The sequence below is a fragment of the Paraburkholderia sp. SIMBA_054 genome, from assembly GCF_046534875.1.
Classification (GTDB): Bacteria; Pseudomonadota; Gammaproteobacteria; order Burkholderiales; family Burkholderiaceae; genus Paraburkholderia; species Paraburkholderia hospita.
This window is the reverse complement of the sequence record NZ_JAWRXV010000179.1, coordinates 1-1129: the sequence shown is the minus strand read 5'-3', so window position 1 is coordinate 1129 and position 1129 is coordinate 1. Positions and strand designations below refer to the sequence as shown.

Genomic DNA, 1129 nt, shown 5'->3' with positions numbered 1-1129 from the left:
GATCGCGGCAGCCAGCGTCACCGTGTTGCCCGAAGGCCGTCAGGTGATCGATCTGCCGCCCACGCGCTTTGAGGTGACCGAGCATCGCGTGCAGATCGCGCAGTGCCGCTGCGGCAAACATCACTCGGGCGCATTTCCCAAGGGCGTGAGCCAGGCGGTTCAGTACGGCCCCCAGATTCGCGCCGCGGCCGTCTATCTGACGCAATACCAGCAGTTGCCGGTTGCGCGTACCGCCCAGGCGTTAAAAGACCTGTTTGGTCTGCATGTGGGTACGGGAACCGTCCAGCACAGCATTGATCAGGCCGCGCAGATACTGGCGCCGGCGGTCGAACAGATCGAGCAGGCGCTACGCGGGCAACCCGTAGTGCATTTCGATGAGAGCTGTATGCGCGTGGGGCGCGAGTCCCACTGGCTGCATGTCGCCTCGACGCACGCGTTGAGCTGGTATGGCGCGCACCGCAAGCGCGGCAGCGAGGCGCTGGACAGCTTCGGCATTCTTCCCGGCTTTACGGGAATCGCGGTCCATGACGGCTGGCGGCCATATGCCGGCTATGAGTGTGAGCACGCGCTGTGCAATGCTCATCATCTGCGCGAACTGGTGTTCGTCCAGGAGTCCACGCAGCAACCTTGGGCCCAGCAGATGATTGATCTGCTTTGCCAGGCAAAGCGCGAGGTCGACCTCAGTCGGGCGTCAGGAAACACCGCGCTGAGCCAGGCGCGCCAACGCTATTACGCACGGCGCAGCCGCGTCCTGATCGCACAGGCGCGCAAGCTCAATCCGCAGCAGGCACGTGAGCCCGGGCGCCAGGAACGCCGCGGCAGGATCAGGCAAAGCTTTACCTGCAACCTGCTCACACGGCTTCACAAATATGCCGATGAGGTGTGGCGTTTCATTACCGATCACCGCGTACCGTTCGACAACAACCAGGCCGAACGCGATATCCGCATGCCCAAACTCAAACAGAAGATCTCCGGGTGCTTCCGCTCGGAATCGGGCATGGAGGCGTTCTGCACAATCCGCTCCTACCTTGCCACCTTACGCAAGCAGAACCGTTCGCTGATCGATGCGCTGGCATTGGGCTTTGCCGGATTCGTCGTTTCGCCTCTGGTTACCGCTGAATAGTTACGC

At 62.3% G+C, this 1129-nt stretch carries 1 protein-coding gene; it reads left to right on the top strand.

Features of this window, described 5'->3' with window-relative positions:
• On the top strand, positions 1-1123 hold a 1123-nt coding region (gene tnpC, locus SB822_RS54600; RefSeq protein ID WP_410858786.1), incomplete at its 5' end, for an IS66 family transposase.
• Positions 1124-1129: the final 6 nt, after the last annotated feature.